Source organism: Glutamicibacter nicotianae (genome assembly GCF_006539525.1).
Taxonomy (GTDB): domain Bacteria; phylum Actinomycetota; class Actinomycetes; order Actinomycetales; family Micrococcaceae; genus Glutamicibacter; species Glutamicibacter nicotianae.
Genome location: NZ_BJNE01000004.1, coordinates 59,725 through 74,315, shown reverse-complemented (window position 1 = coordinate 74,315; position 14,591 = coordinate 59,725). Strand labels below are relative to the sequence as shown.

The 14,591-nt window shown below is 61.6% G+C and carries 12 protein-coding genes; 7 read left to right on the top strand and 5 right to left on the bottom strand.

Translation table 11 applies throughout. The features are described from left to right. Positions 1 to 14: 14 nt before the first annotated feature. The 4 genes from ANI01nite_RS06585 (at position 15) to ANI01nite_RS06570 (ending at position 4,279) form a co-directional block, all read left to right on the top strand. Positions 15 to 1,169: an MFS transporter gene (locus tag ANI01nite_RS06585; protein WP_170214590.1), complete on the top strand. Its 1,155-nt coding sequence runs from the start codon at positions 15 to 17 to the stop codon at positions 1,167 to 1,169. A gap of 78 nt (positions 1,170 to 1,247) precedes the next feature. Next, positions 1,248 to 1,664: a LexA family protein gene (locus ANI01nite_RS06580; protein WP_084083942.1), complete on the top strand. Its 417-nt coding sequence runs from the start codon at positions 1,248 to 1,250 to the stop codon at positions 1,662 to 1,664. Next, positions 1,654 to 2,946 carry a Y-family DNA polymerase gene (locus ANI01nite_RS06575; RefSeq protein ID WP_141356858.1) on the top strand — a complete coding sequence of 431 codons (1,293 nt, stop codon included), beginning with the start codon at positions 1,654 to 1,656 and terminating at the stop codon, positions 2,944 to 2,946. Before ANI01nite_RS06580 ends, ANI01nite_RS06575 begins: the two co-directional genes overlap by 11 nt. Positions 2,947 to 3,013: 67 nt before the next feature. Further along, the gene (locus tag ANI01nite_RS06570; protein ID WP_170214589.1) at positions 3,014 to 4,279 is read left to right on the top strand and encodes a glycoside hydrolase family 3 N-terminal domain-containing protein; all 1,266 of its coding nucleotides are present in this window, start codon (positions 3,014 to 3,016) and stop codon (positions 4,277 to 4,279) included. A gap of 91 nt (positions 4,280 to 4,370) precedes the next feature. Here ANI01nite_RS06570 and ANI01nite_RS06565 read toward each other — a convergent pair whose 3' ends face one another. The 5 genes from ANI01nite_RS06565 to ANI01nite_RS06545 all read right to left on the bottom strand — a co-directional run bounded on the left by ANI01nite_RS06565 (position 4,371) and on the right by ANI01nite_RS06545 (position 11,163). Then, positions 4,371 to 7,442, bottom strand: a complete 3,072-nt coding sequence (locus tag ANI01nite_RS06565) for a S8 family serine peptidase (protein WP_255314439.1) — start codon at positions 7,440 to 7,442, stop codon at positions 4,371 to 4,373. A gap of 564 nt (positions 7,443 to 8,006) precedes the next feature. After that, the gene (locus ANI01nite_RS06560; protein WP_141356852.1) at positions 8,007 to 8,495 is read right to left on the bottom strand and encodes an FBP domain-containing protein; all 489 of its coding nucleotides are present in this window, start codon (positions 8,493 to 8,495) and stop codon (positions 8,007 to 8,009) included. A 363-nt stretch (positions 8,496 to 8,858) separates the two neighbouring features. Continuing rightward, positions 8,859 to 9,680 (bottom strand): hydroxymethylpyrimidine/phosphomethylpyrimidine kinase, encoded by an 822-nt coding sequence (locus ANI01nite_RS06555; RefSeq protein WP_121866045.1) that lies wholly within the window; start codon positions 9,678 to 9,680, stop codon positions 8,859 to 8,861. 36 nt (positions 9,681 to 9,716) lie between these two features. Beyond that, on the bottom strand, positions 9,717 to 10,331 hold the full coding sequence (locus tag ANI01nite_RS06550; RefSeq protein ID WP_038992501.1) for a hypothetical protein: 615 nt from the start codon (positions 10,329 to 10,331) through the stop codon (positions 9,717 to 9,719). Positions 10,332 to 10,455: 124 nt separating this feature from the next. Beyond that, positions 10,456 to 11,163: a TetR/AcrR family transcriptional regulator gene (locus ANI01nite_RS06545; RefSeq protein ID WP_141356850.1), complete on the bottom strand. Its 708-nt coding sequence runs from the start codon at positions 11,161 to 11,163 to the stop codon at positions 10,456 to 10,458. Between the two features lie 356 nt (positions 11,164 to 11,519). Between ANI01nite_RS06545 and ANI01nite_RS06540 the strand changes: the two genes are divergently transcribed. The 3 genes from ANI01nite_RS06540 (at position 11,520) to ANI01nite_RS06530 (ending at position 14,580) form a co-directional block, all read left to right on the top strand. Beyond that, positions 11,520 to 12,230 carry a queuosine precursor transporter gene (locus tag ANI01nite_RS06540; RefSeq protein ID WP_066143848.1) on the top strand — a complete coding sequence of 237 codons (711 nt, stop codon included), beginning with the start codon at positions 11,520 to 11,522 and terminating at the stop codon, positions 12,228 to 12,230. 66 nt (positions 12,231 to 12,296) lie between these two features. Further along, complete coding sequence (locus tag ANI01nite_RS06535) at positions 12,297 to 12,992, top strand: ABC transporter ATP-binding protein (protein WP_141356848.1); 696 nt, start codon at positions 12,297 to 12,299, stop codon at positions 12,990 to 12,992. Next, entirely contained in the window at positions 12,982 to 14,580 is a 1,599-nt protein-coding gene (locus ANI01nite_RS06530; protein ID WP_141356846.1) for a DUF6297 family protein, read from the top strand. The genes ANI01nite_RS06535 and ANI01nite_RS06530 overlap by 11 nt, the downstream gene beginning before the upstream one ends. Positions 14,581 to 14,591 lie beyond the last annotated feature (11 nt).

Sequence of the window (14,591 nt, the reverse complement as noted above, 5' to 3'; positions counted from 1 at the left end):
TGCTTGGTGAGGGGATGGCGCTCTTTGCCTTGACCCTTGAATCCGCGGACCAGCTGGGGTCATGGGGCGTGACAGCATTATTTTTGATTGGCCTGGTTCCGCCGATCCTTGCTGCTCCGGCCATTGGGCGTTGGGTTGACGGTGCTGCCCTGTTCCGGGTGTGGATCCTGAACCTCTGCGTGCATATCGGGATTTTTGCGGTGATGGCTATTTTCGCTAATATTCTCCTGAGCCTTGCCTTGATGTCGGTGGCCAGTGTTTGCGCGGTGATCAACGGTGCGGTGGTCTTCAAGATCATTCCGCGCATCCGCGGTGGCTTCAGCCTTGCCCGTGCCAGCAGCTTCCTTGTCGTGGCTACCTCCCTGGCCGGGATTATTGCGCCGGCAATCGCTTCGATCGCCTTCGCGAGGGCAGGGATCGGTGCGGTGCTGTGGTGTGCGACGGCGGGATTCCTGGGATTGGCAATGGCGGCCGTGGTCCTGTCGCGCTCGCTGGCAGCCAGACGGCATGAGGTTCAGACAGGTTCTGAGCCCGCTCCTAATGCCAGGATTACTGGTGGCGGTGCCGCGCTCGTACGCCATCCGCGACTGCGGATCCTGCTGCTGCCAGTAGCGGCGATCGTCCTGTTTACCGCAGCTGAAGGGGTTGCGGGGGTGTTCTACCTGCGCGAGATCACCGATAGCGACACGGGATATGCGGTGTTGCTCGGTGCCTGGTCCGTCGGCGCGGTGCTCGGTTCCCTGTTGGGAGGCAATCGGCGCTTCGGTGCCCGAAGCTCCCTGCCGATTTTGCTCGGTGGCGGGCTGGTGGGTACATCGATCCTCATCGAAGGGCTCTGGGCCAACGCGGTCGGCTTGGCGATGGTGTTCCTGGCCGGCGGCCTGGGCAACGGGCTGCACAACACCGGTGTGCGCACTGCCATCTACGAGCATGTGCCGGAAAGCCGCCATGGCGCTGCCTGGGCCCAGCTGCGGATGCTCATCAACATCATGGTTGCCCTGGGCTACCTGATCGGCACCCCGGGACTGCTCGTGGGCCCCGCCCGCACGATCATCGTAGTCTCCGGTGCCGTGACGCTGCTGGCGATCATCCTGCCCGCGGTGCTCCTGGGCCGCACGGCGCGGGGCGGCGTTCGCCGCCAGCGCGCCGTGGCCGAGTCCGTGGGGTAGGCGCTCGCCGGAAGCATGACGCTGGTTAACGCGCTACAATTCAAGTATTCGAATATTTGTACTAGAAGGTGGTGGGGTGTGGCTGAAGAGCAGGAGCTGATGCCTCCGGGAGCAACCCAAGGGCCGGTGCAAGCGGTTTCGGCGATGGGTTTCCCCTCGCCAGCGCGCGATTACTTCGACGGCGGACTGGACCTGAACCGGTTGCTGGTCCGCGACCGTGTATCCACCTTCATCATGCGCGTCTCGGGCCATGCCATGCAGTCAGCGGGGATCTTCGATGGCGATGAGGTGATTGTGGACCGGTCCCTTTCCGTGCGCCACGGATCGGTGGTCATCGTCAACCTGAATGGCCAGATGCTGGTGCGCCGCTGGCAGATCGACGGCCAGCAGGTCGGGTTGCTCAGCGATGAATCGCCCTTGCCGGTCATCTTGGCCGAAGGCGATGAAGTCAGCGTCTTCGGCGTCATCACCAGGTGCTTGCATCATGTCCGCTGATCACGTCTCCCTGGTGGACGTCAATAATTTCTACGTCTCCTGCGAGCGGGCCTTCGACTACTCGCTGCGCAATCGCCCGGTGGTGGTGCTGTCGAACAATGACGGCTGCGTGGTGGCGCGCTCTCAGGAAGCCAAGGACCTGGGCATTCCGACCGGCGAGCCGTTCTTCAAGGTCCAGCGCTACATGGACTCGCACAACCTTGCGGTGCGGTCGAGCAACTATGAGCTATACGGCGACATGTCTGCCCGGGTCATGGAATTGCTCGGGCGCTTCGGGACTTGGCATGAAGTGTATTCCATCGATGAATCGTTCGTCGGGCTGGAAGGCAACCTGGAGCAGGTGCGCAGCACCGCCGCCCAGATCCGTGCCGCCATCGACAAGACGATTGGCGTGCCGGTCTGCGTCGGTGTTTCATCCACCAAAACCCTGGCGAAGCTGGCCAACCACATCGCCAAGCACAATCCGGGGCTCGGAGGCGTCTGCGTCCAGCAGCTCATGGATCCCGAGGTCCTGGACAGCATCATGAACCGGGTCCCGGTGACCGATGTCTGGGGCGTAGGACGCAAAACCGGTGCCAAGCTTGCGGCCATGGGCATTGAAACCATCGCTGACCTCCAAGCGGCCGACCCATTGGCGATCCGCAAGAAATTTTCGGTTGTCCTGCAGCGCACGGTATTCGAGCTCAATGGGCAACGCTGCATCGGTCCGGTGGAAGAACGCGCGGACCGCGGCCAAGTCATGTTCACACGCTCCTTCTCCACGCCGGTGCGCACCTATGAGGCGATGGAGGAAGTCATGTCCATCTATGCGCAGAAGGCCGCCAGCCGATTGGCGAGCGAAGGCCGCTACGCTTCACTGCTCACCGTCACCGCAGGCACCAGCCGCTTCGCGCGCGGAGAGGCGTCATTCCCCAGTGCCCAGGTGAGACTGCCACGGCCGACCCGGGATCCGATCCTGCTCAGCAAGCTGGCCATCGCCGCGATGCGGGATCTGATGCAACCGGGAATGGACTACGTCCGCGGGGGAGTGATCCTCTCCGGGCTCAGCGACACCCCCGGCGAGCAGCAGCTGGATCTCTTTGGCCAGAACGTTGACCCAGCTGCGCAGGAACAGGAAAATGTCTCCTCGGTTGTCCAGGACATTTCGCTTCGATTCGGCGCCAAGTCCATCGGCCTGGGGCATGCCGGATTGGCCAGGAGCCCCGAATGGTCGATGAAACGGGAGCATATCTCGCAGCGCTACACCACCGACTGGGACGAGCTGCTGGTGGTGCGCGCCTGAGGCCGGCCAACGGCAAAAAATGGCGGCTCTACGGGAACTTCGCAGTTTCCGGTGGGAGGATGAATTCATGATGACCCGTGCCATGCAGATCATGTCAGCCGGAATCCTGATGACAGCGATGCTCGCCAGCTGCAGTGCGCCGAATGCCGGAGAACCAGCTCCAAGCACGCCCGCCCCCAGCGCCAGCAGCCCGAGCGGCACGAGTGCGCCCGCGCAGCCGGACTCTCCAAGCCCGTCGAGCACTGCCGGCGTTGAGGAGAGTTCAACCCCTAGCCAGAGCAAAGAGCCTTCGTTGCGCCAGCAAGCCGAAGAATTGGTTGACGAGTTGAGCGCCAGCGAACAGGCAGCGAGCCTGGTGATGGCGGGTGTTCCGGCAACCGGCGCATCCGCCGCGGAAATTTCAGCGATGAAGAAGCAGGGGATTTCCAATGTCTTCCTGCGCGGGCGTTCCCAGCTGGCGGTCAAGCAGACTGCTGCCCAGGTCCAAAAAATTACCCAGGACCTGGACTCCAGCATTCCCGGGCAGCTGCCGGTCTGGGTGGCCACCGATCAGGAGGGAGGCTTTGTCCGGGTGCTCCAGGGCGACGGTTTTGCCGAACTGCCCACGGCGTTGAAGCAGGGCCAGTGGTCCACCTCGAAGCTGGAACGCGAAGTGGGAACCGCCGGAAAGCAGCTGGCTGAAGCCGGCATCAACGTGAATCTGGCTCCGGTGGCTGACGTTGTTCCATCCAGCATCGGCACCAGCAACGCACCCATCGGCTACTTCGGCCGCGAGTACGCCCATGACGCCGCCGGTGTTTCCAAAGCCGTCGCAATGGTCAATGAAGCGCTGCACGCCCAAGGGGTGCAACCGGTGGTCAAGCACTTCCCAGGACTGGGCAGGGTTGCCGAGAATACTGATACCAATACGGGGGTGACAGATACGAAGATCGGTGCGGACTCCAGCGATCTGCAGCCATTCGAGCAGGCTATCGAGCAGGGCAAGTCCTGGGTCATGGTCTCCAATGCCCGCTATGCCCGGCTCGATGCGAAGAATGATGCGCCGTTCTCCTCGAAGATCATTACCGGGTTGCTGCGTGAGCAGATGGGCTACGACGGTATCGTGATTTCCGATGATCTCTGCGAAGCCAAGCAGGTCGGCCACGTGCCGGTGGGCGAGCGTGCCGTGAAATTCATTGCCGCTGGCGGAACGGTTCCGTTATGCGTGAATTCGGCTCCGGCCATCACCATGGCGAAGGCGCTGGCTGCCGAAGCGAAATCCGACAGCAAATTCGCGGGCAAGGTCAGGGAAGCGGCGGTGCTCGTCCTGGAAGAGAAGCTGCGCAGCCAATAGGCCATAGGACGGAATATTAAAAGTGATAGGCCCGGAGCTCTTCCTTACTCGCTAGGAAGTGCCCCGGGCCTGGTTTTGGGAGACGTAAGGCCTACTTCTTGCCCTTCGTCTTTCCGTCAGTCACGTCCAGAACCTGGGCGCGGTCGCCGCTGCCGTTGTGCAGGTGCAGCAGCAGCGCCTTCGATGCCTTGGAGCTGTCAGCGACAGTTACCGGGATGCTGGTTCCGGATAGATCGGTGAACAGGGTGCCCTCCGCACCGAAATCAACCTGTGGCGTCGCCACGTTGAAATCGATCCAGTCGGTCTGGTCAACCGGGATCATTGCACCGTTCTCATCGGTGTTGTACCAGGAGTAGCCCAGAACACGGTAGGAGATCTCTGCCGAATCCTCATCGAGTCCCAGTGCCGCCAGGGAGATCGGGAAGATCGCCGCGTTGGTGTCGAAGGTGTTGGTATCGACATCGCCCAGCACGCCGTTCACCGGCTGCAGGTCAACCTGCTCGCCGGTGGCGAGATTGAAGGTCGCCGCCAGGTCCAGGTCCACTTCATCGAATGCCGCATTGAAGGTCACGAAGTCGGCTTTGCCATCGCCATTGGTATCGATCTCGACATCCAGCTCGGTGCCGCCGGCCAGGTGGGCCCAGTTTTCCCAGGTGGAGATGCCGATATTCAGCAGTCCGTCAGCGATGCCGGTTCGGCCTGCGGTGCTCGAAGCGCCAACGTGCTGCAGGTCCATCGAGCGGGCAGCTGGGATGCTGTCCAGCGAGTCATCGCCGCGTTCGCTCGAAGCGCCGAGCTCGAAAGCGCCGAGCAGCGAGGTGACCGAGGTAGCGCCCTCGCCTGCGGTGATGTCCTTGCCCTTCAGGCTCAGGCTGGTGGTATCCGCGCCCTTCTTCAGCTTCTTGAGCTTGCCTTCCATGTCAGCAGCCAGCTTTGGTGCTGCCTGGACTGGAATGCGCAGGGTTGGAGCATCGTTAGCAGTCAGCTCGACACGGCCGGTTGCATCGGCGACCCAGGCACGGGCCAATCCGGACTGGCTGGTAGCCATGGTCGGATCGATGGTCTTGGCCCACTGCTTCGGGTCGACCTTCAGGGTGACATTCAGCTTGGCGCTGCCGCCGGCCGGCACGGTGACGCTGCTGCGATCCAGGGTGAAGGTTGCACCCGGGATCTCGGTAGCTGCCACGTAGTTGGCATCGTAGGTCTGCGCCTTGCCGCTGGTGTTCTCGATGGTGATTTCCCGCTTCGCGGTGAACGGCTTCTTGCCGTCCAGTTCCATGACGCCGAAGACCACGCTGGTCAGGTCCGCTGCTTCGGAATCGTAGGCGAAGGCAGGAGTCTGCAGTGCCGCATCGGCCATGACGCGACCGGAACCAACACGGTTAGGACCGTAGGCTTCGCCGTCGGCGTCCTTGATGTCGGTGGCCGCGGTGTTCATGATGATGCTCTTGGCTTCGTACGGGGTGTAGTCCGTGTCTTCCAGCACCAGCGCGGCGATGCCAGCGACCAGCGGGGTCGCCATAGAGGTACCGGTCATCACGGCAGTGCCGGTACCGGTGCCGACGCCAACCGAGCCGATCTGGGTGCCTGGGGCAGCCACATCCGGCTTGACCACGCCGTTGGAACCGTGGACGCCACGCGAGGAGGAAGAATTCAACGTGTCGCCAACGCCGGACTCGCTGGAGGAACCGCCAACGAATTCAGGGGACAGGGTCACCTTCAGCGTGCCCGCTTCAGCTGCTGGACGCAGCCGATTCGACTCGTCCAAGGTGAACTGCGCACCCGGGATGGTCGCGTTGCCGGCGATGCCCGCATCGAACAGGTTGGTTTCTGCATCCAAGAGGACGCCGGTGGCACCGGCGGCTTCAGCGTTGTTGAAGCGGACGCCGGAACCGCAAGGGAACTCGCCGCCTTCGCTCCACTGCAGCCAAACCCACTTGCCTTCCAGCGAACCCTCTTCGAACGCCTCGCAACCGAATGCGTTATCGGCCGGAGCCATCACCGCTTCTCCGGACAGGGCAGCCGGATCAGCATTGGTGTAGTTGAAGTTTGCCGAGTACTGGCCCGAGGCCGAGCCGGCAACATCTTCTGGAGCGTCAATCTGGATCTTGTCCAGGGTGACGTGCGAGCCGACGGAGTTGGCGACGGTCAGCGAGGAACGGGAGTTGCCCGGGGAACCGCCCACGTCGGTGACATCGCCAGCGTTGCCGGAAGCGACAACCGAGAGGATGCCGGCTGCGCTCAGGGCATCGACAATGTCGTTCTCAGGGTCATTGGCCGGGGAATGATCCGAGCCGAGGGACATGTTGACCACGTCGGCGCGGTCGGAGAAGTCGCCGTCGCCGTTCGGGTCGAGGACGTAGTCCAGCGCCTGGCCGACGACGGCGGAGGAGCCGCCGCAACCGAAGACGCGGATGCCGATGAGCTGTGCGTCAGGGGCCGAGCCCGGGCCGACCTTCATCTTCGCCAGTGCGTCGGCGTCCAGCGAGGAGTAGTCTCCGGTGAAGGTCGAGCCATCGGCGTTGACGCCGTAGCCTGCGGTGGTGCCGGCAACGTGGGAGCCGTGCCCGGCGGCCTGGCAGTCAAGTGGGTTCGGGTCGGGATGGGGGATTGGCTGGTAGGTGGGGTCGTCGGAGTTTGCGTTGTAGTCGTCGCCGACCAGGTCCCAGCCGCCAATGAACTTGTCGGGGTCGATCAGGCCGGAGTCTGCGCTGGGCAGCTCTTCAGAGGCCTGGGCTTCCTTGTAGGCCTCCAGGGTGCCCGGGCCGCCGAAGCTGGCGTGGGTGTAGTCCACGCCGGTGTCCAGCACGGCCACCTTGACGCCTTCGCCGGTCTTGTCCAGGGCCTTCCAGGATTCCAGGGCTCCGGTGTCAACTACCGAGCTGCGGTTTGAAGGCTTCTTGGGAACGATGGAGCTGATCTTGGCAACGTCGCTGCGCTCGGCCAGCTTGCGCAGGTCTGCGGCATCGCCGGTCAGGGCGACACCCTGCAGTGCGTTATGCGTGGTGTAGATGACCTTCGAGTTGGACTCGGCGGCCAGCTTCTTGCCCTTGGCCTTGACCTCCTTGTCCATCTTCTTGACCTTGGCGGCATCCTTCTTCTTGCCGGACTTCTTCACCGTCTCGAAGGCGCCATCGCCTTGGAGCTGAACGTAAACCGACACCTCGCCAGTAGCTTTGGCAAGCGGTCCGGAGACTTTCAAATTGGAGAGCGCTGATGAATTGGTGATTGGCAGGGAAGCGGCGTTTTCGCCGTCGCTTGGTTGGGGGATTCCTGCTGCGCTTGCCGGTCCTGAGAGGGTAACGGCCAGTGCAAGTGCAGTGGCTGATCCCAAAATCAGGCGCGGCACTCTCTGCGTGCGGCGAGTGACCATGATTCTCCTAGCTGGGCTGGATAGCGGTACTGCTCCCGTCATGGGCGGGCGACATTAAAGCAGTGCGAGCCTTGATGATCGTCCGGGGTAAACGTCCGCTAGTGCGTATACCCCTAGCTGGAATCTTAGGTGACCCAGCTCATATATCAAGGGGTTATTGAATAGTGACCTTTGGCCGGATATCGGGCTGGCTTGGGAATTTCATAATGAAATCCGCGAACCACTGCGACAAACCCGCCCAGCGAGGCCTGATGAGTGCGCTAATCCTTGAGAAAATTTTAGACGCTTTGTTACTCATCAGTTCACTACCTGCTGGGCGGGTTGAGCCGGAATCGGCTTGGCTCCTCCTGCCTTCTAGAGGCGGTTCAGGAAGCTATGCACGCGTTCGTCGAGCAGCTGGATTCGCTCGGCAACGACGACCATCGGATTCGGATAGATCGGATTCTTCGGAGGCGGAATCCGAACGTTGCGGGAGCACTCGAAGTTCAGGCAGATCAAGGTCCCCAAGGTGTTGCCGTCGCGCCCGGCCTGGCCTGCGCGCTTGGTCGTCCACATGCCTACTGCGCAGGGGATATTCACATCGCGGCACATCTCGCACATGGTGGCGTTATTCGGCTTGCGGCCACCGTCGGTGGGACGCAGCAGGATGCCACGGGTCCGGCCCGTTCCATCGGTGTGGAGCAGGTAGCCGCGCTGCATCATTTTCGGGTCGCGCCATCCCAGGTAATCGAGCGAATCCCAATCGAGGGAGTCGAAGTTTTCGGGCAGGGTCAATTTCTTCGCTTCTTGGCGGCTGGCGTTGATGAAGGAAGAGCGGATGGTTTTTTCGGTCAATGGCTGCATGGGAAATCCTCAAATGGTCCGCGGGCACTTTACCGGCGCGCGGAGTCTCTAATCGTCAAAGGTTTTGAGGTCTGCGAGGCATCGAGAATTCGGGGGCGCTAGAACAACGCCCAAGGCAGGTGTCCTAAGCGGAAAATACGTTGACAACCCCGTTCGATGCGCAGACGAACGGGCAGAGCGTCAAAGTGGCTTGCATAGCCGACCGCCCCTTCCTGTGGTTCTCCACGCATTGATTCCGAGCACTTCCGAAATAACGATAGCAAGTGCGGTTGGCTTAGGCCAATGACTGCGATCACGCTTAAAGCAATTTGCTGGCCACCGCCGTGAACGGCGGTGGCCAGCAACAAGTCCAGCGGCTGGGGCCTAGCGGCGGCCGCCCTGCCACAGTGCGTCAAACGGGGTCTTGCCGGACACGCGGTTGCGGATGCCTTCGGTGACAAACGCCTTGGCGGTGCGGGCAGCCTCCAGAGGGGTCGCGCCCTTGGCCAGCTCTGCAGTGACGGCGGCGGCCAGCGAGCAGCCCGCGCCGGAGACGGCGACTTCGCCGATCTTCTTCTCGCGCAATACCTCAAGGGTGCTGCCGTCGTAGAACACGTCCACGGCGTCTTCGCCGGCGATGCGGACACCGCCCTTGGCCAGGACCGCTGCGCCGGAGGCCTCGTGGATCTTCTTGGCGGCTTCGACCAGGTCATCTTCGGTGGTGATCTTGATTCCCGAGAGCTGCTCGGCCTCGAAGTGGTTCGGGGTGACAAACGTAGCCAGCGGCAGCAGGGTGGACTTGAGCGCTTCGTCGGTGTCCAGTGCGTGGCCTGGTTCCTGGCCCTTGCAGATCAGCACCGGATCCAGCAGCACGTTCTCCCAGTCCTGGGACTTCAGCGCGGTGGCGACGGTGTTGATCGTTGCTGGAGAGCCCATCATGCCCAACTTGACCGTGCCGAGCTTGCCCTCGTAGCAGGTCTGGATGGCTTCGAGCTGATCGGCAATGACCTGCTGGTCAACTGGAACGAAGCGGTGGTTCCAGGAATCCTTCGGGTCGAAGGAGACGATGCAGGTCAAGGCCACGATGCCGTAGGTTCCCAGTTCCTGGAAGGTCTTCAGGTCGGCCTGGGCGCCAGCGCCGCCAGTGGCTTCGGAACCGGCGATGGTCAGGGTCATTGCTGGAGAAGCGGTGTTTGTATTAGTCATAGTCTCAATTGCAGGTAGTGCGGGTAGGGAATGGGTTTAGTCGTGCTGCCAGAAGCTGAGCGTTGTTGCCTTGGACCAGCCTTCTGGAAGCTGCTGGGCATGTTCTGCGGTGGCCACCAGCAGCAGCCAAGGCAGTCCATGGCCGAACGCGGCGCCAGCGAAGTTTGCCAGCACTGCACGGCGGGCCGTATCGGGATCTGCAGGAGAGAAAAGGTCCGGGTCGGTGAGCAAGCCGTAGTTCTCGCCGTAGCGCATTCGTCCTCGGGCTACCGGGCGGTCGAAGTCGGTCACCTCGACGACGTCGTAGTTGTCCATGGGAGCTTCGAAAAGCCCGGATGTGTCGGCGAGCTTGACTACCTGCTCGACATCGTCAGGCTTGCCGGCCAGCAGGTGCATGGTCGTGCTTTGCTGCCAGCCTGCCTTGGCGAGTTCTGCAGCGGTGCTGTCGTTGGGCGGGCCCAAGAGGATCAAGCGCTGCGCATCCTTTGGCACTGTCCAGGAAGCATCAGGCCAGTAGCGGAGGATTTCCACGTCCTCGCCGTCCTGGTTGACCGAGCGAATCTCATGCTGGTTCGGGAAAGAAGCAATGCGATCACGCAGCGTGGCGTAGTCGTGGGTCCAGCTTGGCAGTGCTCGTGCCGTTGCGCTCATAGTGCTGCGCTCTCCTTTGGTTCGCTAGGGATCACCTATCGGCATCTTTGACTTTACGCCTTAACCCGCGGTGATACGGAACTCTGTGTCTGGGTGTTTGCCAGCTAGCGCGATGCGCAGCATTTCAGGAGGCCTTGGGTCTTCTTAGCTGGGCAGGTGTCGACTTGGCTGCCGCGGCGAGTTCTGCTGGTCCGGGATCCATCAGTGCGAGGACATCTTCAAAGAGCGAGCGCACCACGGGCAAACGGCAGAGCACGGCAAACTTGGCGGCAACCGGTGCCATATTCTTCATCAGCAGCCTGGAGCGGCGCTGCTGCGGCGACTGGTCGAAGGCCCATGCGGAGAAGATCTGGCGGGAGACGAGCAGCAGGAACTTCGGCAGATCCCGTCGGATGCCCATTGGCGGCAATGGGCGGGATCCGGCAACGACCTCCTCCCAGAGCTCCAACTCGATGCGCGAGATCTCGTCGTTGCCCATGTCGCGCGAGAGCATCAAGCGCAGGAATGCCGGCCCGAAATCGTGATACCGGGCCAACGCTTCGACGCCCGAATCGAGCACGGCGCGGATATTGGCTTCGAGCGTGTTGCCTTCATTGAGCATTCCCGAACATTGCTCATATTGCTCCCTGCGCAGGTTGAGCAGCAGTTGGGCAACGATGTCCTCTTTGGACTTGAAGTAGTAGTAGGCATGCGACAGGGAGACCCCTGCCTTCGCGGCAATGACACGCATGCTCGAGGCCTTATACCCATCCTTGGCAAAGCACTCCAAAGCAGTAGCCAAGAGCTTGGCTTGGGTCTGCTGACCTTTTTCGGTGCGGGGTTGCGTTGTCATGGGGCCTTTGAACGGAAAGCGGGTGGATTCGATTCTAGCAATTATTTGAACGCGTTCAAAAAAGGAAAAATTTAACGCTCAAGTACGGGAGAGCGGTCACTGCTCCATTTGTTTCCTCGAATTCATAGTCCGAAGAATGGCTAGTGAGATATGAATTTCAGAAAATCCTGATTCTCGAAACATGGTTGGCCGGCAACAGGTGAGAACTTGGCCCCAGCTATGCGTGGGATACTTGTTGCGTAAGTGCTAATACAGCGGGACAGCGCGTAGGCATGCAACTCCACCCTGTTGATTCATGGGTTGGGCTGTGCCATGTGAGCGGTGTTCTGGCGAACCACTTTGACAAGGAAAATTTCATGGGCGATTCCACCGCCGGCAACAATTTGATTCGAACCAAGAACGCGGTATTCGCTTCTTCGGGTTCCCCTTACTTCTCCACGGTGCTCACGTTGATGGGTGCCGTCGTGATTCTTTCGAACATCGGCGCCTCCAAAGGCGTCAGCTTCGGACCGCTCATCACCGATGGCGGCTTCTTCCTCTTCCCTCTGGCCTATATCCTGGGCGACGTCATTTCGGAAGTGTATGGATTGAAGGCAGCCCGCCGTTCGATCCTCGTGACGTTCATCTTGGCATTCTTCGCGGTGTTCTGCTTCTGGATCATGATCCAGCTGCCGGCAGCCGAGTTCTACGACGGGCAGGAAGCTCTTGAACGCACGCTGGGCCCGATCTGGCAGATCGTCGTCGCCTCGGCCTGCGGCTTCCTGGTGGGTCAGTTCGCCAATTCATGGGTGCTGGTCAAACTCAAGGAACGTTCCGGCGAGCGTGGACTGATTCTCCGGCTTATCGGTTCCAGCGGTGTTGGAGAATTCCTGGATACCCTGATCTTCTGCGCCATTGCCGCGCCGGTGATTGGCATCGCCGATGTACCGAGCTTCATCAATTATGTGGTGGTGGGCTTCATCTACAAGACTGCAGTGGAAATCCTGTTCGTTCCGGTGACCTCAATGGTCATCAAATGGTTCAAGAAGCGCGAGCCAGGCTACAGCCAAACGGCTGTCGAAAGCTGATCATCCTGTAGGCATCATCCGTGAGGGCGATGCCCACAGCTGTATCCGGACATTAGAGTCGAGGATATGCAGGCAGGTCAAGACGACACATTCGAGCTGGAAACCAGGGGCCTGGCTATCGGCTATCCCGGCCGGGTAATCTGCGGGCCAATCAACCTGAGGCTGTCTCCGGGCGCTGGCGTGGGAATTATCGGTGCCAATGGCAGCGGGAAATCGACACTGATCCGCACAATCCTGGGGCATCTCATTCCGCTTGAAGGCAGCATCTCGTTCCAAGGCCTTCCCGTGGATGAAAGCTCGGAGCATTTTCGCCGTACCGTCGCCGTCCAGGTCACCGATGGCGCATTCTTCGACGAACTCACGGTGCGCGAGCATCTGGAAATGGTCGCTCGAGGGCACGGACTTCAGGACTGGGGCCAGGCTGTCCAAGCGGAACTCGACTTCTTTGAAATCACTGCCGTTGCCGGTCATCTGCCCGGCGAGCTGTCTTCCGGCCAGCGTCGCAAGCTGCTGCTGGCCGCGGTCCTGATCCGCCCGGCAGAATTGCTGATTCTCGACGAACCGGAACAGCGCCTGGATCTGCGCATCAGGCACAAGCTCTACCATCGGCTCGCCGGGTTGCGCGGCGGCGGAACAGCGTTGCTGGCGGTGACCCACGATCCGCTCATGCTGCGAAGCTGCATGGACCGGGTACTGCTGCTGGACGCCGACGAGGGCGAGTTGCTTGATCCGCACCGAGGGGCGCAGTGGCTTGAACGCTAGTCCAGCCGCCAGCCAAAGCGTTGCCTTCGATCCGCGCGAACTGCTCCGTCGAGCCAGGAAGCGCAGGAACTTCGCCGAGAAATTCGACAGCTTTTCCGATGCCTATGTCTGGGTGCTGGCCGCGTTGATTGCGTTGGCCTACCTCTTCAGTGCGCTCTTCGGCATGCTGTTCGTGCTCCTGGGCGAAGGCGTAGCCCACCAAGAGCTGCCCAGCGCCGTGTGGCGCATGCAGGATCTGTCCTTCGTGCTTTTGATGCTGTCAGCTTTGGCAATCTTCAGGCTCATGATTTATCTGGGACCGTGCGGGCTTAGCGCGGCCAAGGCCGACTGGTGGCTGCCGCTGCCGGTCACGCTCCGGGCAATCCGCCGACCGGCGTGGCGAAATGCGATGCTCACTGGGCTCTTCGCAAGCAGCTTCGCAGGCGCGCTGTGGCTGATCGTGATGCTGGGGCTGGCCGGATCGCTCCCGCTTCCAGTTGCTGTCCTGGGGCTCGCCTGCTTTGCGGCGGCCGGGGCAGGGCTTGCCAACGCGGCCACGGCGATCCAAGCAATGAACCGCCAAGCTGCTGCACGACGGATCTGCGATGGGGTGGGCCTCGGACTGCTCACCGCAGTGGCGGTGTTGTGGTTGCTCTTGCTGTTCCAGATTCCTTGGGCGCAGGATCTGGTTGGCGCAGTGGCTGCCGCCACATTGGATCCGGCGGCGTGGCTGTTCGCCTTGCTTGTCGTCCTGGCATTGGGCGCGGTGAGTACGTATTGGGCGTATCGCCATGTCGAACGGATTCCGGGCCCGGCCTTGCGCTTGGCAGGAGAGCACCAGCAACTGGCCATGGGGACGTTGATGCAGGGCGACTCGCGGGGCATCGCAGCTCCGGCGCAGTCCGCCATCAGCCGCAGGATGACCCTGGGCAGCAAGCTCACCGCCGCATTGCCCGTGGCCTGGCGCATCCTCTGCCTGCGCTTGCTGCGGTCAGGCCGCTGGCATCCGGTGGCCGGATTCCTGCTCCTGGCTTTTTCGCTGGCCGCCACGGTCCAGCGGATTGCCAATCCGCTGAGTGCAGCGGCTTTCTACCTGGTGCTCTGCCTGATTCTGGCCTTCAGCATTTCCGCGACCATTGCCCCGCTGGTCTCGGAGAAACAGCTGACCCAGCCACTTGGGATATCGGAAGCAGCTCTGGTGCGGGAAGCAACGCTGTACGCGATGCTCTTCTCGGCCATCAGCCTGCTGCTGTTGACCGGAGGGCTAGGACTGGTTGGCATGATCCAGCTGGAGCGTATTTGGCTCTGGATCGCAGCAATCGTGGTTGCCGCGTTGGGATGCGCTGCTGCCAGCATTGCGCATGCAAGGAGAGCAGAACGCGATTGGTCCGCAGTACTCGGGGGAGCGACCAATGACGCGGCCATGGCCACACAGCTCTTCATGGAAACCGCTACGTTTATTCGGGCGGCCGCCACATTCTCGCCAATCTTCTGCCTGGTGCTCAGCCCGGCTACTCCCATTCCCCCATTGCTGTGGGTTGCCGCGATGCTCTTCGGCGCAAATTCGCTGATTCACGTTGCCGGCAGGAAACTGGGAGGAGCGGCGTAGATGGTCTTGTG